We start from the raw sequence: 24,526 nt of genomic DNA, 5'->3' as shown, positions 1-24,526 counted from the left end.
CAAACACTATCAAAAAAAGACTTTTGCAAGAGATATAATACAGTACAGGAATTTTGCCAATTTGAACACCTATTTCCCAAAATGAGACTTGCTGGGTAGACCGAAGACTGATTGCGGAAGAAGTTGAAAGTTGATACCTTATAGCTTAAGGGGTTAGCTTGTCGTCAGTAAGCAGTCATAAAATTGGCTGATGGGTGATAGCTGATAGTAGAATAAAAGCTCAGTTGATGTCTGTTGGAAGTATAAATACATCGAAGATTGACCAATAAACCCGATTTTGCCCCATGTCTACTCCTTAGGCCTTTTGTATCCCTGCTCATAGGCAAAGCGCACCAATTGGCTACGATTATGTAGTTTCAACTTATGGAGTATGCTACTGAGGTGAGTCTGAACAGTACGAGGGCTGATAAATAGGCGATCGCTTATTTCTTTGTTGGTTAACCCCTGAATAACTTGCCAAAATACTCGTTCTTCTGCTGGTGTCAAGGGTAGAGGTTGAGGTTTTGCCCCTACCGGAGCAAAAGTCTTAGAATTATCAACAGCTGTTGGTGTTGATAATGGGTTAGCTAGATGGCCAGGAGCTATAGCAGTAGCTTGCTGCATCAACCGAACAATTTCAGCATGGATACGGTGCGAGCGCTCTAGCAGTGCTTCGATTTTTGCCTCTAGTTCTCTAGGCGCAACTGGTTTAGTTAAATAATCATCTGCTCCCATAGAATGACCATTAATACGGTCTTCTAATTCTGCTTTGCTAGACAAAAAAATAAATGGCATCAGCCTACCATTGGGAATGTTTCTCAGACGACGGCAAAACTCTAGACCATCCATTTCCGGCATAAGTACATCAGAAACTACCAAATCAGGTGGATTTTTGAGACAAGCTTCCAAGGCTTCAGTTCCCGAACACACTTGTTCTACCTGGTATCCCCGATGTTCCAGGTAGCGCTTCAAAAGAGTTAGCAGGGTTTTATCATCGTCAACAACTAAAATCTTTTTCATATTCTTTCTGGAGCCACCTTTTCTAAAAACACTCCTGCCAACTGGTCATGAATTGATGCTGCTGCCATCTGGCTGGAAGTCTATAAAAGGCCCACTGAGACAAACAATACACCATATCTTTTGAACGGAATTCGGTTGACCATAGGCAGCATCTATGCTAATAACACTGTAAGTTTCGGTGTTGAAGCCCTAACTATTGACACATCACCCAAGCAATTTTTTAGGAGCGATGGCGCTGCACAAAGCAGCCTTGGCTGACTGTTGTAAAACAGTTGAACACCTTCCTATTACAGGAGAACTTAAGCTATAGAACCCCTATTTCAGCATAAAGGCTGATTTCAAACAGTTGAGCCATGGTGTAATAACTTCATCAAAGCTTTGAACTTGAACTACGTTCACTCATGCTAATACCCAGAAATGGGAATTTTCGGGAAGAAAGATCAACAACTACCTGCTCTTTCTGCGACTCTTGCCCTGTCAAGTAGTAATAATCTTAATGAGAAGATTAACTAGGGTAGATTTTTTGCCATCCCCCTATGGATAGACTTTACCTCAACTACCATCTACCTGGGGTTGATCAGCAAAAAAGCTTAATGTCTCAAGCCCAGTGCAGGAGATCTGGTAGTTTTCTGACAATAGGTCTATTGCCAACTTCCATCTGACATTCATTGAAACTACTTTATGTACGATAAAATCTCCCCTTGCCAGACTGGTTCTGCCATTACCTACAAGGATGGTCAACCCATTGTTCCTGACAACCCAATTATTCCGTTTATTCGCGGAGATGGTACTGGTGTCGATATCTGGCCAGCTGCCCAGAAGGTAATTGATTCAGCAGTCCAATACGCCTATGGTGCCGATCGAAGCATCAGCTGGTTTAAAATCTACGCGGGTGACGAAGCTTGCGAAAAGTATGGTACTTATCAGTATTTACCCCAAGACACCCTCAATGCCATCAAAGAATACGGCATTGCTATCAAAGGACCCTTGACAACTCCCGTGGGTGGTGGTATACGCTCTCTAAATGTAGCCCTGCGGCAAATTAATGACCTCTATGCCTGTGTGCGTCCCTGTAAATACTACCCAGGAACCCCCTCTCCCCACAAAACTCCAGAGAAACTGGATGTGATTGTCTATCGGGAGAATACAGAAGATATCTACTTGGGTATTGAATGGCCCAAAGGAAGCGAAGTTGCTGAAAAATTGATTACTTTACTCAATGAGGATCTAATCCCAGCGACTCCAGAACATGGCAAAAAACAGATTCCCTTAGATGCTGGTATTGGCATTAAACCTATCAGTAAAACTCGCTCCCAGCGTTTAGTGCGCCGAGCCATCCAACATGCCCTCAGGCTACCTAAACCTAAGCAGATGATAACTTTGGTACATAAGGGGAATATTATGAAGTACACCGAAGGCGCGTTCCGGGACTGGGGTTATGAACTAGCAACCACAGAGTTTCGAGCAGAATGTGTAACTGAGCGGGAATCTTGGATTCTCAGCAACAAAGAGCAAAATCCTGACATTACCCTGGAAGATAATGCTCGCGCCATTGAACCGGGTTATGATGCCTTGACCCCAGAAAAACAGGCGAAAGTGATCCAGGAAGTGGAAAATGTGCTTAATTCCATCTGGGACACCCATGGGCAAGGTCAATGGCAAGATAAGGTGATGGTCAATGACCGGATTACGGACAGCATTTTCCAACAAATCCAGACTCGACCAGCGGAATACTCTATTCTGGCCACAATGAATCTCAATGGTGATTATCTATCCGATGCCGCTGCTGCTGTGGTCGGTGGATTAGGTATGGGTCCAGGTGCGAATATTGGTGACACCTGTGCGATTTTTGAAGCCACCCATGGCACAGCTCCCAAACATGCGGGTCTAGACCGGGTAAATCCAGGCTCTGTGATTTTATCAGGAGTGATGATGCTAGAGTATATGGGTTGGCAAGAAGCTGCTGATTTAATTAAGAAGGGGATATCAGATGCGATCGCTAACCGGGAAGTTACTTATGACCTAGCCCGGATGATGACTCCACCCGTAGAACCTCCGTTGAAGTGTTCTGAGTTTGGTGAGGCAATCATTAAATATTTTAGTTGACCCTTGAGTGTCTTAAGTTGGTAACCCTTAAGTTTGTAACCCGATCAACAGAGGTTTTTAGCAAACTTGTTACGGCATGCTATGCCAGAAACTGGGTCGATCACCCGAACGTGCAAGTATACATTTAAGGACAATCCTTGGGAAGATTTGCCCTAAGCCCTTGGTTGGTGTGAACCTGTCAGGTTAGGGCGAGTCGATTAACCAAGATCTATGAAGGGAGAATCTCCCTGTATGGGAGACCGGGGAGTGTCAACGATTGGGAATGATAATTTTAGGTCGCCTCAGCTGACTTGGTTCAAGCCTAGACTTTAACTGAGGCTGATTGAAAAACTGATTTTGACTAGTAGACTGGGTAGAAAATTGCCCCAATTTACTCGTGCCTTGCGGTGCTACTGGTGTAAGAGGTGCTGCCGTTGGTACACCGGTAGTTTGCCGGAATCTACTAGAGTAGGTGTTGGAATTGATAGAAACTGTAGGTGTTGTCGAAAAAGTTCTATCGTTCCTTGTTCGAGGTAGATTGACTCCAGGATAATTAATTTGTACGGGATTTGGAGCTGTTGTGGGTGTGGTCGAGAAAGTCCTGTTGCCGGTTACACCTGGTGTTGTTACCCCAGGATAGGTAATTTGTCCTGGATAGGGGGGAGTCGGTAATGCTTGATTCCCAGTTGGCCTCAACGGTATTCCCCCCCTAGCTTTAATGTCCTGAGTTCTTGAGTTCTGTTGTTCGAGAACTCCCCTGTTTGGATAGGAGATATTTGAAGGCAAGATGTTAGCAGGTAGTTGAGGTTTGCTATTAGTGGTAGCAAACTTAGCAGCATTAAGCCTATTCAAGGCTTCCTGTAAAGGGCTGACTGGTAACTCTGCTGGGTTAGTGTAGAGGGAATTGAGGGAACCCAACCCGAAGACAGAATTAGTCTGGTTCAGTGTGCTTGAGGATAAAGATCTCTGATTAACAGAGTTAGGATTGGTCAGTAAGCCACTCCCAGGAACGGGAGGGACATTAAAGTTTGTAGATGTAACAAACGGATGTCTGGCTTTTGAGGACTGCTGAGCTTGGACGTTTGGGGTTAGTAAAGGTGATTTTGCTTGGGAGTTAGCTTTTGTCTGCTGAATAACTTGAGTAAATAACCCTTCTGAATTTTTGGTTTTAGACTTTTTGCCTTTCTTGGTTTGCTGTGGTGGTACTGATATAGCACTTAGGGTTTCGAGCTCTGCTAATAGCAAGGCAGAATTATCAATATCAGCCAACCTTGCCGCTAGTTCATCATCTTCAGAAGACAGGGTTGGTTCAACGCTGGGAGTATCAATTTCAGCCACTTGATTGATCCCAATTGCCCTTAGCAATTCTGGACGGTTCCAGTATTCCCGGAGAAACCACAACATTAGGGATAACAAGACAGCTGCTCCCCAAAATGCTGGTCGTCCCAAAGGTTGTAGTTGAGCTTTCCAATAGCGAAGGTAGGCAGGAGGTTGATTACGAAAAGACATGGCACCTTTCAACGATGTTAGACATTTCAGCTTCGCTGTAACTTGATGTTAGCCTCTAATCAACGGATTTAGGTTTACAATTAGCAACAATAACTACTTATCTATCGGGCTTATCTATCGGGCAGCCCTATATAACAACAATCCTCCCGCACCTAGTCCAAATAAATTAGGCAACCAGGCTGCCATCAAAGGAGAGAAAATATTAACTAGACCTAGGGCATTCGTTATAAACCCTAATAAGTAGTAAGAAAAAATCACTAAAACACTAATGCCGAAACTGGTGGCTTTACCTGTACGTTGAGGACGAGTTCCCAAGGAGGCTCCCACTAAACCAAAAACTAGACAAACAAAGGGAAAAGATATTTTTTGTTGAATTCTGATCCTAAGTTTACGGATTTTTTTAGCATTACCACTATGGCGTAATACCTCCAAACGCTCTAGAGACTGAGCAATGTTCATTTCACCATAGTCACGATTTTTTTTGGCCAAATCCAAAGGTGTTCTAGGAAGTTGTAGCTTTTGTTTTTGAAATCTGAGGATATTGCGGTAAGAAGCATCGGGAGATATAATATAGATGGTTCCATCTAAAAAATCCCATAGATTTTCAGTTGGGTTCCAAACGGCAGACTCAGAGGTAACAATTTGTTCTAGACCGGTCTGAGAAAAGTCTAAAATTGTCAAGCCTCTCATCTGCTTACCATCAAATTGCTCGGCGTAAAACCAACGCTTAATTTTGTTTACTTTTTTGCCATTGGGTAGCTTGACTTTTTGATATTCGGGATAAAAGATGTTCCTTTCCTGAAAGGATGGTCTTTCTTTTTTGAGCGCTTTGTCTAAGGTTATTTTGGACTGGTAGTTAGCCGCAGGAACCACTAATTCATTAAATACAAATGTCAGACTTGTAACGAGCAAACTCACCACTACAGCAGGTATTACGAGTCGGTAGATGCTTACCCCAAAGCTACGCATGGCAATCAACTCACTATCGCTGCTGAGGCGAGAGTATGCCATCAGAGCAGCTAGGAGCATCGACATTGGTAAAGCATAGGAAATAAACTGGGGTATCTGCAACAGTAGCACTTGAAGTGCAATTCCCAGTGGTAATCCTGCTTCAGTAACTTTGCGAACCAACTCAAATAGGGTTCCAATAGCTACACCCAGTGATGAAAAAGCACCTATACCAAACAGCAGTGGTGGGATTAGCTCAAATACTATGTAGCGATCCATCACTGATAACCCAGGCATTAGTGCAATGATGGACTTGGATTTACCAAATTTCATGATGTGCTAATCGCTAAATTAATTTTTAATAGCTTTTTTTATCGTTGAAACCCTGTCCCTAAGTAATACTTACGTACTAGAGGATTATCATAAAGTTCTTCAGCACTTCCGGCAGCCAGGATTTGTCCTTCTCGCATAATGTAGGCGCGGTCAGTAATCGCTAGGGTTTCTCTTACATTGTGGTCAGTCACCAGAATTCCCATTTGGCGATCGCGTAATCGAGCCATAATTTTTTGAATCTCTGAGACAGCAATGGGATCGACACCAGCAAATGGCTCATCCAAGAATAAGAACTTCGGTCCAAGTGAACCAACAGCTAACGCTCTTGCCAGTTCTGTTCGACGTCTCTCTCCTCCAGACACTTGATTACCTAAGGTATTGGCGACTTTTTCCAAACGAAACTCTTGGAGTAAGTAATGCATTCTTAATCGCCACTCACCACGAGGCACACCAGTTTGTTCTAAGACTAATTGAATATTGTCCCGAACACTAAGGTGGCGGAAGATACTCGCTTCCTGAGCCAGGTAACCAATACCTAGCTGGGCTCGCCGATTGATCGGCATGCCAGTGATATCTTGATCATCTAGCCAAACTGTACCCAGATTGGGTTTTTCTAGACCAGTGGCAATGTAAAAGGTTGTAGTTTTACCAGCACCATTAGGACCAAGCAACCCTACAACTTCCCCTTGGGCAACGGAAAGATTAACGCGACTGACAACACTGCGCCTACCATAGGACTTATGGATATTATCTAATAGTATTTTCACAGATAGCACCTTTAATCGGTCATTAGTCAATAGTCGATAATCCTTATATCCTTGGTAATTAACTAATGGCCAGGAAATGAGCAGAAGCGGTTGCAGGCTATTCTATCAATTAAGATCTAGTTTTTAAGCCATAATGGCTGATGGTAGGGGTTGATTTAGCTAGGGAAGCCCTGGAGCCGGTGATGTGGTGCTGTCGGAGTCTGTAACGATGTAAATTGATTCTACCTGTTGGTTCTGTTGAGGCAGGGCTACAAAGCGTCCTTCATCAATCAAATAGGTAATGGTTTCACCCTGAATACTATTGCCCTCCTGCAACACAAAAACATTGCCATTGAGAACCAGACGGCGCTCACGGCTAAAGTATTGGGCTTGGGCTGCAGTTGCTTGTATTTGGCGAGCGGGATAGTTAATTTGGACATTGCCACGGGCTGTGACTACGCCAGTTTTGGAGTTAGCTTCCTGGACATCAGAGCGAACCGTCAAGGCACTTCCATCAGCAGCTGATGGTTTATTTTGGGCTTGTGCTTGGGGGATGTTAAGGAAAGTTGGTAATGCGATCGCACCTACCAAGGTAACTGGCAAGAATAATCTTAGACCTAGATTATGCCTTAATCGGTTAGTATATTTAAGGTCGGACTTCATGCTGTTGTGTGTGATGACTGATCTCGAATACCAATAAGCTGTTCTGCCTACTAGTTTAAGCAAATCCAGCCATAGCTTGGGAATTAAAATGGGCTTTTTGCTCTAAGGCACGTGTTTTAGTTTTGACGACTAGGCACCAACAAAGTTTCTCATCCCTTCAAAGCATGTGCTAACAACTAATGGTTAACAAGTTAATGGTTAACCATCAACTCCCTTGAGTTTTGGAAAACCCCTAACCCCTTCGCCACCAACTACAACATCATTGCTGTCAGCCGCCTCTAACTGTCTAACAAAATCAGCAACTTGCTCTGAGCCGACGTTTTGCAATGCCTCTAGGAGATTAACACTTTGAGATAGTAGCTCAGTGACATCAATCCCCCCATAGTCTGGTTGATAGTTACTGAGACGTCCGATCCCTTCACCGAGTAATACCACTGCACCACGCCAGTTTAGATTACCTAGGTGGTAGCAGCCAACAGATATTTGTAAAATACCTTGATAAAATCGCTTTTGGGGCTCAACTGCTTCTATCCATAAAGCTTCAAGGGTGTCGTGACAAGCGTAAAACTCTTGCTGATTAAATTGATCGACACCCTGCCAAAATTCTTCAGGTAGTACTATGGCTGTCATGCCATGCTATCTCGCGCAGCCTTAATTTCGTCTAGGGAAATTTCTTGCTTATCACCGGCAAAATCGTTATCCGGGGTCAAAAATAACATACAGTGGCACTCCTTGCGTTCCCGCATGGGGACACAAGGGCAATTCCAGAAGGTAGCTTTCACCTCTGCTTCTTTGTCTTCATAATGGCGGCAAGGGCATAAGGGAGCACCGAGTTCTTCTTTGTTTTTGGCAAGTCCCTCAATAACCACAGCAGTTACGCTTGGGTCAACACAGAAGTAAGTGTCAGTACGCTGAGCATAAGTCTGAGCAAAGTTTTGCATCGCCTCCAGTTTACTATCACTGGCTTGATTAGCTATTGGTGATGTAGTCATTTAGTAAAATTGAGTTATGAAAGAGTTCTTAGAATTGTATCGTACTGTCTTACAGGTAAATCGGATATTTGTTGATCGTTGGGATAGCGATACATAGTTTAGGATAATGGTTTGATAGCTTGAATTGGTGTTAAGACATACCAAAAGCCTTTGCTTTACCGAAAGCTCTGAGGGCTCATCCCCTAACTTATAGTTATGGGGATGAGCCCGAAGGGAATTTATTCCCCGTCAGCTAATTTTGATCTCGAATGCTGATACTGGCTCCGATAGTATATAATTAGATAGTAAAGCACGCCAGTATTGGAGATGACCCTTTGATATAAGTAGGTAACGTAAAAAATGTGTCTTGAGAATGCACATTGCGTAATTCAATCTAACGATATGATGGCCTATGAAAGTCATTGGGCAAGAAATTAAAGAAAGCCTGGCAAGTCTGAGGAAAAACCCTGAGTACGGTGGGGCACACCGGAACTTAGATCAATGATCTGTTCGCGTAGCGTCGGCGAAGCCGATACGCTTGGGGAGATTTGACCTCTACTGTGGTTGGTGTAAACCTGTCACGGCAAGTCAGTTCTGTGAGCCAAGAATCCCCCTGCTTATAGCTGTGGGGAGTGTCAACCTAAATCAGCAGACCAGACTGCAAATAAACTGACCTTAGCTCCGTTCATAATCCGTTGCGTTTCACAGCTTATTTGCTATCGTATCGGTTGCTGTAACTGGGGTTTTAGGGGCTCAGTCGTATTAATTACAATTCCCAAACTATCGCGCTTCAGTTGTTGGACTGGCTTCCCCACGGATACATCTTTTGGCCACAGTAAGCAACGACTGCCAGGGGGTAGGGAGTTAAGACTAACAGGATTTTGAGTCAGCCAGATCAAGGGTAGGTAAGGTGGTAGGTAGGGTTGGTCTTCGGCTTTGCCATCAACTCCGGCTTGGGTGGCAGCAAGGGCTTCTAACACTACTGAGTTACCGTGCAATAACCCTGTTATTGGTGTCCAGAATTTCACATTTGGCTGAGTTTGACAAGCATAGGAGTACATAGAAGCAGCAGCAATCACGGCTTGTTCAAAGTCTTCGGGATGCCATTGACTGGAGCTATCGAGGCATATGATAATTTCTTGAGAACCAGTCAATACTTCTAACTCCCGTACCAGTAATTCACCGTAACGAGCACTGGTGCGCCAGTGAATCAGACGGGTAGGGTCACCAACTCGGTAAGGTCGTAGTGCTTTGGTAAGGTCTTGGCTAAGTGATTGAGATTTGCGATCGCTTTGGACTTGCATACTGTCCTCTTTACCAATTTCATCCACTAGGGGACAGCGAGTAAGGGCAAGTACAGTGGGATAAACTACTGCCCTAGCGCTGGCATATCGATGGCGACGGCACCAAAATAATCCCAAGGGTGTGGCAGTTCTCAATTGTACCTGTTGCCACCGATAGACTCCTCGTTTGGCGGTGGGATGGTAATAAACCCAGCGATGGACACTTTGGGCTGGAATGCTAGCTACTGGTGTTTTGGTCATTGCTCCGAGTTCTGGTGGGAGCATATCCTGAATTTGTAATAGGCTTTGAGGTCTGAGGGTGGGGTTTTCGATTTCTAGTTCAATGGTTAACTGGTCTCCCACACTGACCGGTGAGATCGGACGTCGGCGTACTGATAGATGGTTAAGCGATCGCACTGGCAAGATAGCGGCAATTACCAGTAGGGCAAAAATAATCGCACTGATCACATAGAGCCATCCTGCCATGGTATTGGTGGCAGCGCCAAAGAAACAGATGGCAATACCTGCTAAAAGCAAACCTCCATAGGCGGGATTAACCCAGTTGGTTTCTAACCATTCGGTGGTTTGTTTAATAACGATCATGACTTTTTACAGTTATTCAACCCTCAACTTGTTGTCTTACCTGTTCTACACTCAACCTAAGGGCTTCTGCTACCTGTTCCACTGTTAGTCCCATCTTGAGGAAACGGGGCACAGCCTCGAAGATTGCCTGTTCAGCTTTTTGAGCTCGTGCATGTTCTACTTCCGCCCGCTCATTACCAATCAGCAATAGATTACCTTGGTTATCCCACCACCTTAACCAGAGTTGGTTTTGATTTTGATAGGTTCCCTGCCACAGTCCCAATTCGATTCCTAATGCTTCAATGGGATAATGACCTCGCTCGTTGGGCTTCATTTTGTGATAGAAACCTTTAAGGAATTCATAGACCTCCAAGTTACCGGTTTTGATTTCATAGATGCCGTAATAGGCAATGCGTATAATCTGCTCATAAACCCAAAATTTGCCTGGTTTAGTGACTTTTCCTTCCTCACTTCGGGATAGAGGAGTTTGGTCTCTTTCTTCTTCCCCGTTCCCACTGGCAAATTCAAGAGCAATGAAAGGAGCGATATATTCTCGCCATATAACGTAGGAACGGCGAATTTCACCATCTAACCTAGGGGGAACGTTGGGAACATAAAACCAGTCAGGAGCTTCTGCTCCTTTTTCCGGTGGGTCAGTTTCTCGCCAATAAATACCACAGTCTTGTCCAATGGCATAGTGTCCATCGGGATGAATTTGCTGTAAAACTGGTCCAATGGAATCTGTGAGTAAGATGCTTTGGGGGTGTTCCTGAAAATTTTTGCCTACGGCACGCTTCGCGAACACAAAACTTCCATCTGATTCTGGTAGTTGGGTGTGATCTGGGAAAGGAGGAGGTAAAACAACCCGGTCAATACTTTGAGTCATGGTTTCTTGATCGGCTCCTACTGGGGGTATAGATTTATTTTGGCAGAATTTTTCACTCGTGAGGACTTAATAAAATTTCCAATTATCTCCCTTACAACCATTAACTAAAGCATTCAGTCTAGGGCGTTGAGCACTTGATAATAACTCCCTTACAGACAGCTACAAAATTTTGCGCCCAGTCAAAAGTCCCCGCACTTCCAACATGGCAGAATAAGTAGGCAAAATATGAAGGGTTTCGTCAGCTGGAGTTTCCTCCAAAGCGGTAGCGATCGCTTCTGATAAATCTTCTTTAATAATCAATTGGCAATTAGTCTGGTCTTGATTCTGGTCTTGATTCTGGTCTTGATTCTGGCTGTATTGTAGACGGAGTGCCATATCATAAACGCGATCGCCACTGACTACCACAGTTCCCCCTGAGTTCACTAATTTCTCTGTATCCACATCCCAAATCCAAGACACATCTGTGCCATCGGGGGTCCGGTCATTGAGTACCACTAGTTTAGTGGATGCTCCACCTTGTTTTTGCAAGTCATTCACAGCCCGAATCGTTTCATTCATCCCTACTGGATTTTTGGATAACAGAATCCGAACCCGCTTCCCATGCACAACTAATTCTTCTGCTCGTCCAAAGGCAGCACGGAAAGTTTTAATACTGTTGTAGATGGTATCCCGGTCAATACCCATCTCTATGGCTAGTAATCCCGCTGCCAATGTGTTGTATTTGTTATAGATACCAATTAATATTTGTGGCCACTGGCTACTATTGACTCCGAGTTGAGGTTTACTAAAGCCACATTGAGGACAGTGATAGTCTCCTAGATGGGACAGATAAACCCCCTCATAGTCCAGGGGATGTCCACAACTGGGGCAGTAAATTGAGTCAACGGCATGGGGAATTTCATCAAGATAGAGATCTGGCTCACTTAACCCAAAGAAAAGGACTCTCTGGGGTAACTGTTGACCGAGGTAAGACAGGGTAGGGTCATCGCCGTTTAAAACTACAACGGTTTCCTCAGGTAAGGGAGCGATCGCATTTTGCCAGCGACGGCTAATAGTATCCACTTCCCCATAACGATCCAGCTGGTCACGAAACAGGTTTAAGCCCAAAATAAATTTAGGCTGACAATCAAGCAATACCAAGGGCAGCACATTTTCATCTACTTCCAAAAGGGCGTAGTCAGCATCCAACTGACCAATGCCATTGGTATTAACTAGGAGTGCGGTCACTAAGCCATTAATCAAATTTGCCCCAGTACTATTGTGAGCAACTTGCCAACCAAGGTCTTCCAGGATAGTGCATAGAAGTAGAGAGGTGGTAGTTTTACCGTTAGTACCAACAATTAGAATCACACCTCGTCTGACCTGATCCAAGAGTAAGGGAAGCACTTGAGGCTGGAGACGACGGGCAATTGCTCCAGGCAGAACACTTGCTGCCCCTAGGTTTAATAACCGAACCAGAGCGGTGACGGTTTTGGCAATGCCTACGGATAACCCTAATCGTAATCTATCGATAATTGATCTAGTCACGGGATGAAAGCTACAAGTTGTTCGTGGATTAAAGAGTTGGAACCAAAGATGAACCGATCAGAATCGAAACTTCCGATCAAAACTAAAAACCTACCATTGATGAAGTGGAGGATAATTAGGGAAGATTTCACGCCCACCACAGCGCAAGTACTTCACTGTGTCCTTCATGCAATAGTGCTGCATCGTTCATCTTTCATACTTAATAGGCAATGCTAGCAGTTCAAGAAGCAGAGTCAATCATTCTCAATTTGGTTCAACCCTTTGACCCACGGCTGGAAACACAGGTGGTAGAGCTATCTGCTGCCACTAATAGAATTCTGGCAGCAACAGTGACCAGTAACTTAGATTTTCCCCACTGGGATAATTCAGCCATGGATGGGTATGCCGTGCGTTATAGCGATGTCCAATCCTGCAATCGCGAACAACCAGTAGTTTTAACTATTGTCGAAGAAATCCCTGCTGGATATCAACCCCAATGTGAAGTCAAACCCGGACAAGCGTCACGGATTTTTACTGGAGGTTGTATGCCAAAAGGAGCTGATACGGTGGTCATCCAAGAAAACACGAAGCTCCAGGACAACCAGGTGGTGATTTTGGAGGCTCCCCAACCCCAAGCGTTTGTCCGTCATCGGGCATCTTTTTACCAAGCCCAAACCAGTCTTATGAAACCAGGAATTAGGCTTGGTGCTCCAGAAATCGCCGTCTTAGCTGCAGCTCAGTGTAACCAATTGACAGTGTATCGGCGTCCTCGGGTGGCAATTTTCTCCACTGGCAACGAGCTAGTAACCCCTGACCAACCCCTAAAACCTGGTCAAATTGTGGATTCTAATCAGTATGCCTTGGCTACCTTTGTCTCGCTATTGGGAGGAGTACCCATACCTATGGGGATTGTGCGCGATCAGCCAGACGATCTAAAAAATGCGATCGCAAACGCTATCTCCGAAGCAGATATGGTTCTATCTACTGGGGGTGTATCAGTGGGGGATTATGACTATGTAGACCAAATCTTAGCCCAGCTCGGGGCACAGATTCACATCCACTCGGTTGCCGTTAAACCCGGTAAACCCCTAACAGTTGCTACCTTTACCTCCCCCTTGCCTAATTCCCCAGAAGAAAGTGATCTTTCTATTACTCCCTCGTGTTCAAAACGTCCAGTACTTTACTTTGGTCTACCTGGGAATCCCGTTTCAGCACTAGTCAGTTGTTGGCGGTTTGTTAAACCAGCACTGTTAAAACTATCTGGTTTACCGGAGGAAGTCTCGAAACCAGTTTTTGTCAAAGCGATCGCATCTAATGACTTACATGCTGGTGGAAGCCGGGAAACTTACCTGTGGGGACAACTGTGTTTAGATGCAGCTGGTACCCACAAATTTCATCTGGCCAGCGGTAGTCATAGTTCTGGTAATTTGATTAATCTTGCTTATACCAATGGTCTAGCGGTGGTGCCAATCGGTAAAACCTTGATTCGGGCTGGTGAATCGGTATTAGTTTTACAGGTAGGGGAAGGTGTAACCAATCCCCACGGCGCTTATGCCGGGGGCTTTCAGTAGCCCTGTACAATATCTGCTAGAGAACAGGATAAGTACGAGCCTCCGGGCAGGGTTACACTCTGCCCCAATTGTTTTATCATCATGGAAGCATTAAAGTCGGGATCCCCATTCCACCCACAAGCACCACATTTGTAGCGTTTTCCAGACCGATAAGACTTACCTTTGACCGGATGGATGTGTAGGCTGTGTAAGTCTTAAAATAGATAGAGTAGTGTTGGAAACCAGGTTACTGGTCAGTAGCGCCTATCGATACTATCTACGGTAATCTTCAAGGTCTTAAGCCTAGCCAGCTCAAGCAACTCAAACGGTTGTATCACCAACGCTTACCTAGCGATAACTTGACTACACCGGAGTTTGCTCAACGTGTTGCAGCCATTAGCACAGATATTCAACAGCCCCTATGCACCTACATCAATCGCCGGGGACAAGTGATTCGTGTGGCTGTAGGTACCCCTACTCAGACCAAAATTCCTCCCCTGGAATTGCCCCGTTACGGTGCTGAACGATTGTGCGGGATTCGCTGTATTGCCACTCAGCTCAAATCAGAAACCCCTAGAGAATCTACCCTCACGGCTATGGCAATTCAGCGATTGGATGCATTGGTGGTACTTACGATTACTGGGTCAGGTATGATAAGGCGGGGTGGTGGAGCAACAGGTTATATCAAAGAAACCTATCTCGCACATTTGCTCCCTCCTAGTAACTCAGAAGCAAACAATAAGGTAGACTCTCAACTCCTCAATTGGAGTGTATCATCACCCATGAGTCTGGATATTCTGACTAAGCAGGATTTCCAGGAATTGGTCGAAGAGCTAGAAGCTGAGTTTCGACGGCAATTTGTGGCTCAGCAAGTCGATGTTGACCAAGATAGGGTGCTGATTATAGGATTAATGACTGAAAAAATCAGCCCAGAGCGATTTGAAGATGGCTTAGCAGAAATTGGGCGGTTGGTGGAAACCGCTGGTGGAGAAGTATTAGGGGTAATCCAGCAAAAGCGATCGCATCCCCATCCCCAAACAGTAGTTGGTAGGGGTAAGGTCGAGGAAATTGCCCTGACTACCCAAACCCTAGCCGCTAATCTGGTCGTATTTGACCGCGACCTATCACCAGCACAAGTTCGCAACCTAGAATCCCAAATTGGTGTTCGGGTTGTAGACCGTACTGAAGTGATTCTTGATATTTTCGCCCAACGAGCTCAGTCCCGTGCTGGTAAATTGCAGGTGGAACTGGCACAACTAGAATATATGTTGCCTCGCCTTACTGGTCGGGGTCAGGCCATGTCCCGCTTAGGGGGTGGCATTGGTACTCGTGGTCCGGGTGAAACCAAACTGGAAACGGAACGTCGCTCCATTCAGCGTCGAATTGCCCGACTTCAACAAGAAGTAAACCAATTACAGGCTCATCGGTCAAGGTTAAGGCAGCGGCGTCAGCAACAGGACGTTCCAACAGTGGCGGTCGTTGGTTATACAAATGCGGGCAAATCTACCCTGTTGAATACCCTAACCAATGCTGAGGTTTATACCGCTGACCAGTTATTTGCTACCCTTGACCCCACCACCCGACGCTTACCTATTGTTGACTCAGTAACGGGTAAATCTAGCGCTATGCTATTGATCGATACGGTAGGGTTTATTCACGAGTTACCCCCACCCTTAGTAGATTCATTTCGGGCTACCCTCGAAGAAGTAACAGAAGCAGATGCTTTGCTGCATTTAGTGGATTTATCCCATTCAGCGTGGGCTAGTCACATTCGTTCTGTAATGGGGATTCTCAGGGATATGCCCATTACACCAGGACCGATTTTAGTGGCATTTAATAAAATTGACCAAGTAGACAGTGATACCCTAGCGTTAGCGAAAGAAGAATTTCCTCAAGGAGTGTTTATTTCTGCTAGTAAAGGTCTTGGACTGGAGACATTGCGTCAGAAACTAGTTGAGTTAGTTCACTATGCGATCGCAACTCAATAAAGTGAATCAGCTTCATAAAAAATTAACCAAAATTATGAGTTCGCTAGTTCTAAACAAGTAGTTAATTTGGCAGTTTTATTTTTTGCTAGGAGTGGATTTTATAAAGGTCTATCACTACTTCTAGAGAACTACCATTATGAGAAAATGACTTACTAAACTAGGTTAGCTTCATAAAAAATTCACAAGTGTAAGCTAATAGATAGGGATAATTTAATTGTTAAAACCAAAACCAACTTCAAAGTTTGATGCTTCGTTCTGGGGACGCCGATATCCTAAATTTCCTTGAACAAATCCAGTTGGCTCGCAACGTCCCGATTGGCTTAAGGTGCTATCGTCTGCGAACTATGTGCATGCATTTTGGGCGCTGGTTAAACTTAGAGCCAGAAGCAATGCGTCAGCTGGTTTTTTTGTGCTATTGCCACGGTTTAGGGAAAATTAGCATTCCCGATCAGATCCTGTTCAAAACAGGACCGCTGACAGAAAAGGAGTGGACAAAAGTTAAGGAGTATCCTGAAGTTTCAGAACTGATTTGTAACCAGCATCCGTTCCTGAAGGAGTTTGCATTCTTAGTGCGTACCCACCAAGAGAGGCTCAATGGCACTGGTTATCCGGATGGGTTGCGTGGTGAGAAAATTCCTTACATTGTTCAGGTCTTTCAGCTGGTGAATGCGGCAGATGCTATCATCAGCAAGCGGCTATATCGTAACCGTAGTGACCCCCCAGGCATTCGCCCCTACTGGAAACAGGCGGTAGCAGAAATTACCAAAGAAATAAACGTTGGTGCAAGAGATCCAGAACTCTGTGAAAAGTTTTTTCGTTTTCTTGAACTGTACTATCGAGGCGGTGGTTGAAGGTGGAAAGTTAAAGGTTAAAGGTTAAAGGTTGAAGGTGGAAAGTTAAAGGTTAAAGGTTAAAGGTTAAAGGTGGAAAATTAAAGGTTGTTCGCGTAGCGTGGCCAACGGCCAAGGTTGAAGGCTAAAATTTAAAAGTTGAAGGTTGAAAGTTGAACGCGCAAGCGTGGCCGAAAGGCCAAGGTTGAATAAAAAAAAGTAAAATAAATAAATAGTTGACTAGTTGGTTTCACCTTTTTATTTCTTTAGCTATTGCCAAGGGGTCTTACAATTACCAAGAATCTCATCAATACTTGCTTCAATGGTTATAGAAATCCGCCGACTAAAGTTGTCACAGCATGGGGGCTTTTTAGCTTAATTTTGAGGGTTAAACGGTCATTTGCATTTCTGTATAAAAACAGTAAAGTTGCTCATTTGTCAATATAAATTCAGAAAATAAACATTTTTAAAAACTTTATTCTTCATCCTTCATCTTTCATCATTAATCTTACCCTACAAGGGACGCCTAGGGCGAACATCCTTCATCTTGACCTAGTTTCAACTGCTGCAAGTGATATACCCTAGGAGTATCAGTAAGGTTATATTGCAAAGGGGTGATGCTAATGTAGTTGTCGCGAATTGCCTGAACATCCGTAGGGATATCTTGAGGTAAGTGAATATGATCGGGTTGTTCAATATCCTCAATAACTTCACCAGCTAACCAGTAATAGATTTTGCCTCGGGGATCAACTCGTTTCTCAAAATTCTCAATGTAACGACGAATCCCTTGACGGGTGATCGCAATCCCAGCTATGTCTGAGAGCTTAACAGCTGGCACGTTCACATTGAGTAATGTTGTTTCCGGTAAGGGTTGCTTGGAGAGCTGATTTACGAGAGTTTTCGCAAACGAAGCGGCTACTTGAAACTCCTTTGAGGTGTAGGTGGCTAGACTGAAGGCAATGCTGGCAATCCCTTCGATTACCCCTTCCATAGCGGCTGAGACAGTACCAGAGTAGAGGACATCAGTACCGAGGTTAGAGCCATGGTTAATGCCAGAAAGCACTAAATCTGGTGCGGTATCCATTAATGCCCACAAAGCCAGCTTTACACAGTCTGAAGGGGTTCCAGAACAAGACCAAGCAGTAACCTTGGGATGAAAGATGTGATCTATAACTTCAGCACGGATCGGGTCATGGAGGGTCAAACCGTGACCAGTTGCTGAGCGCTCTCGGTCAGGACATACTACGGTAACATTATGCCCCGCTTCAGCGAGGGTGTTGGCAAGGGTACGCACACCAAGGGCAAAAATACCATCATCGTTGCTGATGAGCAATTTCATGAGATAAGATACTGCAGCCAAAGATAAAAGTCGCTGTTCGATTCTAATCTGAAATTGATGTACTCTAAGACCGTCTACCCCACTCACCTGACAATTTTTTAAGTAAAATGAAACAGTCCTGCATACAATGACAGGGGTTTCCGGTTCTTCTCTTACAACCTAAAATTACTGATGACAAGCCTCAACGAGATTGAGACCCAACTAGCTACACTCAAAGAAGAAGCAACCATTGCGATCGCTTCTGCTGATACCTTGGAACAATTGGAACAGTTGCGCATTAATTACCTAGGCAAGAAAGGGCAACTGTCTCAGATATTGCGGGGAATGGGTAAGTTAGCACCAGCAGACCGACCTCAGATTGGTGCGATCGCAAATGTTGTCAAAGAAACCCTCCAGCAGAACCTAGAGCAGAGGCTGCAAGACCTGAAAGCAGCTGAAATTCAGGAAAAATTGCGATCAGAAACCCTGGATGTGACTATGCCAGGGGTATATCGTCCCCAAGGTCGAATTCACCCCCTCAATAGCACCATTGATCGGGCCTTAGATATTTTTGTTGGTTTAGGCTACACCATTGCTACTGGCCCAGAGATGGAGACAGATTACTATAACTTTGAGTCCCTTAATACTCCCCCTGACCATCCGGCTCGGGATATGCAAGATACCTTTTACTTGCCCGATGGGAATTTGCTGCGTACCCATACCTCTTCGGTACAGATTCGCTACATGGAAAACCATGAGCCACCGATTCGGATTGTGGCACCTGGTCGAGTTTATCGACGGGATACGGTAGATGCTACCCACTCTGCAGTGTTCCATCAAATAGAACTGTTGGCAGTGGATGAAGGGATAACCTTTACCGACCTCAAAGGAACCCTTAAGGAATTTTTGGAAGCAATGTTTGGGGAAGAGTTAGAAGTGCGTTTTCGTGCCAGTTATTTTCCTTTCACTGAACCTTCAGCAGAGGTGGATGTGCAGTGGAAGGGAAAATGGTTAGAAGTGATGGGTTGCGGGATGGTTGACCCCAATGTACTCAAAGCTGTAGGCTATGATCCTGAAATTTATACAGGTTTCGCTGCTGGCTTTGGAGTAGAACGTTTTGCCATGGTGCTGCACCAGATTGACGATATTCGTCGCTTGTATAACAGTGATTTGCGCTTTTTGAAGCAGTTTTAGTATTGATTAGCGTTACTGGTACATTCAACGAAACTCTGATTCATCAGAACTAAGCAATCACAAACTAAACAACAATAATCATCCAAAGGATAAGTTAATTATATAGCGTTGCTTATCCTTCTGATATCGCCAGGAAACTGATTCTGGGTCTTTATCCTGACTCCATTGCTTAAAATCAGGTTTTTCTCTTAATTCTTGAAGTGTTGCTGGTGCCACTCCTAATCGTTGAGGTGACATACTCCCACACTGACTTTTAAAAATTCAGTGTGGGCTTCTTTCCAACTCCAGCCAACGCTTCGGATACTCGGAAAGCTTTACTGCTGACGGGATGCCCCACCGCCAATTTCAATATATTTTTTGCCGCATTCACATCACGATCTTCGGTGTAACCACAGGAAGGACAAGAATGGATGCGGTCTTTTAGTTTTTTAGGTACTTTTGTTCCGCAGTTAGAACAATTTTGGCTAGTATTTCGAGGATTTACTGCAACTGTGACCAACCCAGCGTTTAAGGCCGTAGGCCACGCTACGCGAACGGCTTTGGTTGATAAGATTGACAGGAATTGCCCCCATCCAGCGTCCAATACAGATTTAGCCATTCTAGTTCTGGCTAAACCTTTGATGTTTAATTTTTCATGAGCAACTAAATCATAGTCATCTAGTAGACTTTTAGTAGTCTTAAAATGAAAATCTTTTCGGGTATCAGCTACCTTCTTGTGAGCTTTCCCTAATTGATTTACAACTTTTTTTCTATTGTTACTACCTTTTTTTGATCTACTGACAGCTTTTTGGATTTTCTTTAGTCGTTCTTGAGCCTTTCTGTAGTACTGAGGAATTGGCACCTCTGAACCTTCAGACTTAACTAGGAAAGACTTGAGACCCATGTCTATTCCGATAGGATTTTTAACGCTGTCTACTGGAATGACATCCGGGACGGTATCATCTTGGATTGACAGCGTAACATAGTATCCATCAGCCTTTCGAGTTATGGTCGCTGTTTTGATTTTAAACCCTTCTGGAATAGGTCGATGATAAATCATCCTGACCTTTCCAAACTTTGGAAGAGTCAAAGTATTGCCATTTATAGGGGTTTTGGATAAAGACGGAAAAGTAAATGATCTGTACCTGTTCTTTCCTTTAAATCGAGGTTTTCCACTTCTTTTTCCATTACTGTCACCCTTCAAGAACCGCTTAAAAGCTAAATCAACTCTCTTTACACAGTCTTGAAGGACTTGAGATTGAACCACTTTATACCAAGGTCTATCCTTCTTTAACTGAGGAAGAGTTTTCTTTTGAGAGAAATAGTCAGGGTTGGCTCTCAAACTTGGTAGATGGCAAATCAAAGGACAGGAGTTAATGGAGCAGCGATTTTGCTCATACCAATTAAACCTATCTGCAAGCAAATAGTTGTATTGGCAACGAAGTAGATCCAGCCATTTCTCTATTTCAGATTCCTGGGCTTTGGTTAACCTTAGTCGGTATTGATAAGCTGCTCTCATTGTTGCTATCTCCTGTTTTTCGACCTACTATTAGTATAGTATACAGCTAGTCAAATGGCAAGTCATAATGAAAACCCTAAAAATGACGATACGGTTAACCGAGTATGAAAAGAAAAAACTGGAACAAGAAGCAACCAAAAGGGGGATGAACCAATCAGAGGTACTTAGAAGCTTGATAGCGCGTTTCCCCGAACGCGCCCCGCGTCGGCTTTGCCGAATCCCAAAGACTCTGTGTAAAATTCATCCCGGAGATGAAACCTGTTTATTAGGGCAGCCTTTAGGGTGGATCGGCTATACGTAAAAGGGTTAAAACTTTATGATCAAGGCTGCCCTATTCTTGCGGATACTTCTGACCACGCCGACTTTCAGTTCGGACGTGGGGCTTCTTTTACCGGCCAGCTAATTGTTCTTCACTTAGTCCTTGGAGAAATTGGCTCAGTGAATTAAATTTTGGTGAGTCCATTGCCAAAAATTAGAGGATATCTGAAAATTAAAAAATAATTGTCTAGGCACACTAAAACAGCAAAAAAGATCTAGTTACCTGTTTGCCTGTTACCTGTTAACTGGGTTTTTAACCAAAACTCCTGGTTCTTTCTGAATCGGTAAAGCCTCTAATACATCGGTTTGAGCGCAATACTTTAAATCTTCATGACCATTCAGCCGCAGCAGCCGTTTTCCGTGACTAGCGTGATAGAACATCTCTAGTAACTTATCTTGCCACTGGGAGTAAAGTGCGATCGCACCAATTACTTCATCATTACCAGCAATGTCATCCACTGAGTTTCCAGTTTCTTCCATAAGTCTTTGACTAATCGCCCCAGCACAAACTGTGTCTTCTAGGGAGTAGGCTCCTTCCCAACCTGACCCCACTAGCCAAATAGTATCTGGTTTGTGGGTCAGTAAATACTCCACTGCTGCCACACGATTCACTAAGGCCGCTGCTAGGACTACCGGGGAATTTTGGACACGCTGTAAAGCACGGGTACCGTTGGTGGTACTGATGAATAGTCGCCTTCCATCTACTCGCTCAGGTGTGCAAATTAAGGGCGAGTTACCCATATCACAGCCCTCTACCATTTTACCACCCCTTTCCCCAGCTCGTAGCCGTTTGTCAGTGGGCCATTGTTCGCTGATTTGCATTAACTTGTCGATATCACTGAACACTTGCACCGCTTCAGCACCAGCATTTAAAGCTGTAGCCATGGTCGTCGTGGCTCGCAGGACATCAATTGCGATCGCACAGTCTGGTAAGGTGTCTTTCGGAGTTTCTTCCGGGGTGTGGTAGATAGATAGCTTCACGGCTTGGATATAGTTGGTTTCTGGACTGCTGAAATTTTCCTTGACATAACTAGCCTGATTAATCTTGCCGATTAAACCAGCCAGCCTAATGGCAGCCCAATTTATCGGGCACGACAGCCACAAATAATAGTATATTAGTTAGCCGGTTCAATCAAGGTACCTGAAGAGATACTAAGGGGTGTTTGAGATTAGGTGGCATTGGCTCATTCAGTGCTCGGTAAATCCCCGACAAATGTTCCCGGAACAGCTGGTCAAAGACGGCATCTTGGTTGGAGGAATGACCCTCACCAAACCACCAAAACCAGTCAGAACCTTCTGCTGCATACAAAGCTTCCCAAACTTCTGGATTATTTTCTTCCGTGGCTTCTGGATGCTTGGCTAAGGTTTGTCGTGCTTCACTTAGTAAGTCCCAAGCTCGATTCTTGACTGGGTCACCAATCCAAGTGGTGAAGCTACCATCTATCCAGGAACCACTATGTAGTTGACTTACCGGAATAGTTTCTGTAGGGGAAAATTGTTCAATAAACTCAGAAACCGTTACGAGTTTGATATGAGGATGATCACTCAAAGTTTGATAGAGGGATTTGAGGAAGGGTAAACCATCTTCGGAATAGTTTTCCCAGCAATTCTCTCCATCTAAAGCAATCGTGACTAGCCAAGGCTGTTCTAAACCGCTGCAAGCCTCTGATTGCTGGGGTTTCGAGGTGTCAGGGTTAAACTCTGCGATCGCAAGGGAAGCGCGAATCCCCTCTAAATGTCCTACCAAATCAGCCGTTGCCTTAGTCGGCGACATTGACCCATAGGTAAAGCCAATCAAATCTGATAAGCGGTGGTCTCGAAACACAATCGCTAGGTCTTTGTGTTCTGTTTGTAGACGATAAGGGCGGTAAAGTAACTCTGGTTCGGTAACATTCCCCCTCTCATCCCGATGGAAACGGTGGTTGATACTGCAAGCCAATACTAATTCATCAGAGCAGATCCAATTAAACCCAGCTTCGGCAATGTAAGGTAAAATTTCAGGACTGACTGACTGTTCGGAAGGCCATAGCCCACGTGGAGCTCGTCCAAATTTTTCTGTATACATCTGCCAAGCCTTCTGGAGGTGTCGGGGAATATCCTCCTCCCACTGAAATCGCTGTTGGGGTAGACTCATCTCAGGAACAGCTACATGACCAGAATTCGTATCCACTAACAACGGTAGAATAGGGTGAGTATAGGGACTTGTAGTTATTTCCAGTTGACCAGCATCTTGCATTTTCCGGTGCTGGGGGATGATGCGGCTGAGGATTTCTCGTTGCTTGGAGTAAATGCGCTGTCGGTCTGACAAAGTGAAGTTTCGCCCCTGCTCCAACCATCTAGCAATATCGGGATCATCCCAAAACAACGGATCAATCCACGCTAGGTTATGCCATGCTAGTAGATCGCTGTAATCCTCTAATGTCCAATTGTTTAGGCACCACTCTTTCCCTTGATCTTGGCGGCTCTCATACAGTTCCCGATAGCGGGGATGGGGGTCAATCAGGGTGTAGTGATTGGCATCAAAGAAATGTTCGATAATAAATTGCTTCTGGTGTTGAGTCAGTTGTTCAGTGGAGGTTAGCGCTAGGGTCAGATAAGGATCGAAAGCAGTACCATCAATGTAATCTTCTAGTTGCAAAATTAGAGTTGGTACTAGATTCACCGTTTGATGCAACTTAGGGTAGCTCTCTAGGAGCAGCACCAAATCTAGGTAATCTTTCGTGCCATGTAGGCGTACCCAAGGTAGATGATATTGGCCTGATGCCACCGAGGCACCCTTGTGGGATTTATAAATCGGTTGGTGCTGATGCCAGATAAAGGCAACGTATAGAGGATGAGACATGGTGCGATCGCTATCCTAAACCTTAACCATGATATCGGTCATCAGTCATCAGTCCTTAGTCATTAGTCATTTCTCACAGAAAGCTACCATTAACATAGTTATCATGAAATTACAATGTAGCTGAGGTTTATTATGTCAGAAACAATGGCACTCACTCCAGAAAATGTTGAAACAGTCCTGGATGAGATGCGTCCTTACCTGATCGCTGACGGTGGGAATGTGGAGCTAGTTGAGTTAGATGGTCCGACTGTTAAATTAAGACTCCAGGGAGCCTGCGGGTCTTGCCCTAGCTCTACCATGACCCTGAGAATGGGGATTGAGCGCCGCTTAAGGGAATTTATCCCTGAAATCGCTGAAGTGGAGCAAGTAATCTAAGCGGAATACTCAGTTAATTACTGCGGAGTGCTGAGTTTTTAGGCGATTATACTTGCTCTGATCTCGATGGGAAACAGTAGGGGCACGCTCAGATCGTGTCCC

Annotated in this window: 21 protein-coding genes and 1 pseudogene; 7 read left to right on the top strand and 15 right to left on the bottom strand. The window is 44.6% G+C overall.

Features of this window, described 5'->3' with window-relative positions; translation table 11 throughout:
- Positions 1 to 288 precede the first annotated feature (288 nt).
- A complete protein-coding gene (locus tag BJP34_RS28335; RefSeq protein WP_070395226.1) occupies positions 289 to 999 on the bottom strand; it encodes a response regulator transcription factor in 711 nt (236 codons plus the stop codon).
- Positions 1,000 to 1,680: 681 nt separating this feature from the next.
- Here BJP34_RS28335 and BJP34_RS28330 point away from each other — a divergent pair.
- A complete protein-coding gene (locus BJP34_RS28330) occupies positions 1,681 to 3,105 on the top strand; it encodes an NADP-dependent isocitrate dehydrogenase (protein ID WP_070395225.1) in 1,425 nt (474 codons plus the stop codon).
- A gap of 249 nt (positions 3,106 to 3,354) precedes the next feature.
- Here BJP34_RS28330 and BJP34_RS28325 read toward each other — a convergent pair whose 3' ends face one another.
- From BJP34_RS28325 to BJP34_RS28285, 9 genes are all read right to left on the bottom strand, one after another.
- On the bottom strand, positions 3,355 to 4,593 hold the full coding sequence (locus BJP34_RS28325; protein ID WP_070395224.1) for a hypothetical protein: 1,239 nt from the start codon (positions 4,591 to 4,593) through the stop codon (positions 3,355 to 3,357).
- 114 nt (positions 4,594 to 4,707) lie between these two features.
- A complete protein-coding gene (locus BJP34_RS28320; protein ID WP_008182489.1) occupies positions 4,708 to 5,874 on the bottom strand; it encodes an LptF/LptG family permease in 1,167 nt (388 codons plus the stop codon).
- A 38-nt stretch (positions 5,875 to 5,912) separates the two neighbouring features.
- On the bottom strand, positions 5,913 to 6,641 hold the full coding sequence (gene lptB, locus BJP34_RS28315) for an LPS export ABC transporter ATP-binding protein (protein WP_070395223.1): 729 nt from the start codon (positions 6,639 to 6,641) through the stop codon (positions 5,913 to 5,915).
- 159 nt (positions 6,642 to 6,800) lie between these two features.
- Complete coding sequence (locus BJP34_RS28310) at positions 6,801 to 7,283, bottom strand: LptA/OstA family protein (protein ID WP_070395222.1); 483 nt, start codon at positions 7,281 to 7,283, stop codon at positions 6,801 to 6,803.
- A gap of 198 nt (positions 7,284 to 7,481) precedes the next feature.
- On the bottom strand, positions 7,482 to 7,913 hold the full coding sequence (locus tag BJP34_RS28305; protein ID WP_070395221.1) for a DUF309 domain-containing protein: 432 nt from the start codon (positions 7,911 to 7,913) through the stop codon (positions 7,482 to 7,484).
- Complete coding sequence (locus BJP34_RS28300; protein WP_070395220.1) at positions 7,910 to 8,275, bottom strand: ferredoxin-thioredoxin reductase catalytic domain-containing protein; 366 nt, start codon at positions 8,273 to 8,275, stop codon at positions 7,910 to 7,912. The genes BJP34_RS28305 and BJP34_RS28300 overlap by 4 nt, the downstream gene beginning before the upstream one ends.
- A 695-nt stretch (positions 8,276 to 8,970) precedes the next feature.
- Positions 8,971 to 10,140 carry a DUF58 domain-containing protein gene (locus BJP34_RS28295; protein ID WP_070395219.1) on the bottom strand — a complete coding sequence of 390 codons (1,170 nt, stop codon included), beginning with the start codon at positions 10,138 to 10,140 and terminating at the stop codon, positions 8,971 to 8,973.
- A gap of 16 nt (positions 10,141 to 10,156) precedes the next feature.
- On the bottom strand, positions 10,157 to 11,005 hold the full coding sequence (locus BJP34_RS28290) for a Uma2 family endonuclease (protein ID WP_070395218.1): 849 nt from the start codon (positions 11,003 to 11,005) through the stop codon (positions 10,157 to 10,159).
- Between the two features lie 159 nt (positions 11,006 to 11,164).
- Entirely contained in the window at positions 11,165 to 12,532 is a 1,368-nt protein-coding gene (locus BJP34_RS28285; RefSeq protein ID WP_070395217.1) for a Mur ligase family protein, read from the bottom strand.
- 209 nt (positions 12,533 to 12,741) lie between these two features.
- On the opposite strand from BJP34_RS28285, the gene glp reads away from it, so the two are divergent.
- The 3 genes from glp (at position 12,742) to BJP34_RS28270 (ending at position 16,900) form a co-directional block, all read left to right on the top strand.
- On the top strand, positions 12,742 to 14,082 hold the full coding sequence (gene glp / locus BJP34_RS28280; RefSeq protein WP_070395216.1) for a gephyrin-like molybdotransferase Glp: 1,341 nt from the start codon (positions 12,742 to 12,744) through the stop codon (positions 14,080 to 14,082).
- Positions 14,083 to 14,390: 308 nt separating this feature from the next.
- On the top strand, positions 14,391 to 16,049 hold the full coding sequence (hflX, locus tag BJP34_RS28275; RefSeq protein ID WP_324610967.1) for a GTPase HflX: 1,659 nt from the start codon (positions 14,391 to 14,393) through the stop codon (positions 16,047 to 16,049).
- 245 nt (positions 16,050 to 16,294) lie between these two features.
- On the top strand, positions 16,295 to 16,900 hold the full coding sequence (locus tag BJP34_RS28270; RefSeq protein ID WP_070395214.1) for an HD-GYP domain-containing protein: 606 nt from the start codon (positions 16,295 to 16,297) through the stop codon (positions 16,898 to 16,900).
- A 505-nt stretch (positions 16,901 to 17,405) separates the two neighbouring features.
- Here the strand turns inward: BJP34_RS28270 and surE are convergent.
- The gene (gene surE / locus BJP34_RS28265; protein WP_070395213.1) at positions 17,406 to 18,218 is read right to left on the bottom strand and encodes a 5'/3'-nucleotidase SurE; all 813 of its coding nucleotides are present in this window, start codon (positions 18,216 to 18,218) and stop codon (positions 17,406 to 17,408) included.
- Positions 18,219 to 18,389: 171 nt separating this feature from the next.
- Here surE and pheS point away from each other — a divergent pair, with 171 nt between their 5' ends.
- On the top strand, positions 18,390 to 19,391 hold the full coding sequence (pheS, locus tag BJP34_RS28260; protein WP_324610966.1) for a phenylalanine--tRNA ligase subunit alpha: 1,002 nt from the start codon (positions 18,390 to 18,392) through the stop codon (positions 19,389 to 19,391).
- Between the two features lie 78 nt (positions 19,392 to 19,469).
- Here the strand turns inward: pheS and BJP34_RS44715 are convergent, their stop codons facing one another.
- Complete coding sequence (locus BJP34_RS44715) at positions 19,470 to 19,628, bottom strand: hypothetical protein (RefSeq protein ID WP_158517521.1); 159 nt, start codon at positions 19,626 to 19,628, stop codon at positions 19,470 to 19,472.
- Between the two features lie 16 nt (positions 19,629 to 19,644).
- Positions 19,645 to 20,889: an RNA-guided endonuclease InsQ/TnpB family protein gene (locus BJP34_RS28255; RefSeq protein WP_070395211.1), complete on the bottom strand. Its 1,245-nt coding sequence runs from the start codon at positions 20,887 to 20,889 to the stop codon at positions 19,645 to 19,647.
- A gap of 67 nt (positions 20,890 to 20,956) precedes the next feature.
- Here BJP34_RS28255 and BJP34_RS49610 point away from each other — a divergent pair, with 67 nt between their 5' ends.
- Entirely contained in the window at positions 20,957 to 21,190 is a 234-nt protein-coding gene (locus BJP34_RS49610; RefSeq protein WP_083305384.1) for a CopG family transcriptional regulator, read from the top strand.
- 251 nt (positions 21,191 to 21,441) lie between these two features.
- Here the strand turns inward: BJP34_RS49610 and BJP34_RS28250 are convergent, their stop codons facing one another.
- Together BJP34_RS28250 and BJP34_RS28245 are read right to left on the bottom strand one after the other, a co-directional pair.
- Complete coding sequence (locus tag BJP34_RS28250) at positions 21,442 to 22,188, bottom strand: 2-phosphosulfolactate phosphatase family protein (protein ID WP_070396929.1); 747 nt, start codon at positions 22,186 to 22,188, stop codon at positions 21,442 to 21,444.
- Positions 22,189 to 22,360: 172 nt separating this feature from the next.
- Positions 22,361 to 24,049, bottom strand: a pseudogene (locus BJP34_RS28245) (glycoside hydrolase); the annotation flags it as partial.
- A 144-nt stretch (positions 24,050 to 24,193) separates the two neighbouring features.
- Between BJP34_RS28245 and BJP34_RS28240 the strand changes: the two are divergent.
- Positions 24,194 to 24,424 carry a NifU family protein gene (locus tag BJP34_RS28240; protein WP_324611096.1) on the top strand — a complete coding sequence of 77 codons (231 nt, stop codon included), beginning with the start codon at positions 24,194 to 24,196 and terminating at the stop codon, positions 24,422 to 24,424.
- Positions 24,425 to 24,526 lie beyond the last annotated feature (102 nt).

The sequence above is a fragment of the Moorena producens PAL-8-15-08-1 genome, from assembly GCF_001767235.1.
GTDB classification, from domain to species: Bacteria; Cyanobacteriota; Cyanobacteriia; order Cyanobacteriales; family Coleofasciculaceae; genus Moorena; species Moorena producens_A.
The sequence above is the reverse complement of the archived record's forward strand: the minus strand, read 5'-3'. Positions and strand labels throughout refer to the sequence as shown.